This is a genomic window from uncultured Sphingomonas sp. (assembly GCF_964235535.1).
GTDB lineage: Bacteria > Pseudomonadota > Alphaproteobacteria > Sphingomonadales > Sphingomonadaceae > Sphingomonas.
This window is the reverse complement of sequence record NZ_CAXSBH010000108.1, coordinates 1-2,297: the sequence shown is the minus strand read 5'-3', so window position 1 is coordinate 2,297 and position 2,297 is coordinate 1. Positions and strand designations below refer to the sequence as shown.

Sequence of the window (2,297 nt, the reverse complement as noted above, 5' to 3'; positions counted from 1 at the left end):
CATGTTCATTCCGCCGTTTCCTCCACGGGTCCCATATTGTGCCCGAGCAACCGGAGCACTTCGGCGGCCGCCTCGACCAGGTTGGTGCCCGGCCCGAATATCGCCTGGACGCCCATGTCGCGTAAGCTCTGATAGTCCTGCGCCGGGATCACGCCCCCCGCGATCACCTTGATGTCCGCGCGCCCCGCCTCGCGCAAGCCGGCGATCAGCTCGGGGATGAGCGTCTTGTGCCCCGCCGCCAGGCTCGACGCGCCGACCACGTCGACATCGCGTTCGACCGCCAGCGCGGCGGCCTCGGCGGGCGTCTGGAACAACGGACCGGGGACGATCTCGAACCCCAGGTCGCCGAACATGGACGAGACCAGGTTCGCGCCCCGGTCATGCCCGTCCTGCCCCATCTTGGCGACGAGCATCCGGGGCCTGCGCCCCAGCCGCCGCCCGGTCGAGGCGACGCCGTCGGTCAGCCGCGTCCACCGCGCGTCGCCCCCGTACGCGCCGCCATAGATGCCCGACACCGGCGTCGGCTGCGTGCCGTAGCGCCCGAACACGTCCTCCATCGCCTGGCTGATCTCGCCCAACGTCGCCCGCGCCCGCGCCGCCGTGACCGCGAGCTCGAGCAGGTTGCCCGTCCCGCCCGCGCCCTCGCGCACCGCGTCGAGCGCGGCCCGGCACGCTTCCTCGCTCCGCGCGGCTTTTACCTGACCAATGCGCGCCACCTGCGCCTCGCGCACCGCGACATTGTCGACGTCCAGGATGTCGATCGGACCTTCCGTCTCCAGCTTGTACTTGTTGACCCCGACGATCACGTCCTCGCCCCGGTCGACCCGCGCTTGGCGGGCGGCGGCGGCCTCCTCGATCATCGCCTTGGGCCACCCCGCCGCGACCGCCTTGGCCATCCCACCCTCATGCTCGATCCGCTCGATCAGCGCCCACGCGCCGTCGACCAGCTGCTTGGTCAGGCTTTCGACGTAGTACGACCCGCCGAGCGGGTCGACGACGCGCGTCATCCCCGTCTCCTCCTGGAGCACGATCTGCGTGTTGCGCGCGATCCGCGCCGAGAAGTCGGTCGGGAGCGCGATCGCCTCGTCGAGCGCGTTGGTGTGGAGGCTCTGCGTTCCCCCCAGCATCGCCGCCATCGCCTCGATCGTCGTGCGCATGACGTTGTTGTACGGGTCCTGCTCGGTCAGCGAGACGCCCGAGGTCTGGCAGTGCGTCCGGAGCATCTTGGACCGCTCGTCGGTGGCGCCCAGTTCGGTCATCACCCGGTGCCACAACACCCGAGCCGCGCGCAGCTTGGCGATCTCCATGAAGAAGTTCATGCCGATCGCGAAGAAGAACGACAACCGCCCGGCGAACCCGTCGATATCGAGCCCGCTCGCCACCCCGTGCTTCACATACTCGCGCCCATCGGCGATCGTGAAGGCGAGCTCGTGGAGCTGCGTCGCCCCCGCCTCCTGCATGTGGTAGCCGCTGATCGAGATCGAGTTGAACTTGGGCATCTCGCGGCTGGTGTAGCCGAAGATGTCCGAGATGATCCGCATGCTCGGCCCCGGCGGGTAGATGTACGTGTTGCGGACCATGAACTCCTTCAGGATGTCGTTCTGGATCGTGCCCTCGAGCGCCGCGCGGGGCACGCCCTGCTCCTCGCCGGCGACGATGAAGAACGCCAGGATCGGGATCACCGCCCCGTTCATCGTCATGCTGACACTCATCGTGTCGAGCGGGATGCCGTCGAACAGCACCTTCATGTCCTCGACCGTGTCGATCGCGACCCCGGCTTTCCCGACATCGCCGACCACGCGGGGATGGTCGCTGTCGTACCCCCGGTGCGTCGCCAGGTCGAACGCGACCGACAGCCCCTTCTGACCCGCCGCCAGGTTGCGCCGGTAGAACGCGTTGGACGCCTCCGCGGTCGAGAAGCCCGCATATTGCCGGACCGTCCAGGGCCGCCCCGCATACATCGACGCCCGCACCCCGCGCGTGAACGGCGCGAAACCCGGCAGCCCCGGATCACCCTCCACGTCCGCCGCCGTGTAGAGCGGCTTGACCGCGATCCCCTCCGGCGTGCGCCACACCAGATCCGCGCCCCCCACCTCCCTCGCCGCCAACGCCGCCCAATCGGCAAGCGTGGGATTTACGGTCGGTTCGGGCAGCACGCGAGCCTTCGGGGGCACGCCGGGATCCTCGCCAGGCGCGGCAAGCGAAGCGCCGATGGTGGTGCGGTCGGTCATGCGCGCAAGCTAGAGTGGGATATTATCATGCTTCTTCCACGGGTTCTCGAGCTGCTTGCCCCTAAG

General features: G+C 68.9%; 1 protein-coding gene. It reads right to left on the bottom strand.

What is annotated here, in order from left to right; genetic code table 11:
* Positions 1-5: 5 nt before the first annotated feature.
* Positions 6-2,231, bottom strand: a complete 2,226-nt coding sequence (gene scpA, locus ACFE7F_RS15840) for a methylmalonyl-CoA mutase (protein WP_375404808.1) — start codon at positions 2,229-2,231, stop codon at positions 6-8.
* Between the last annotated feature and the right edge of the window lie 66 nt (positions 2,232-2,297).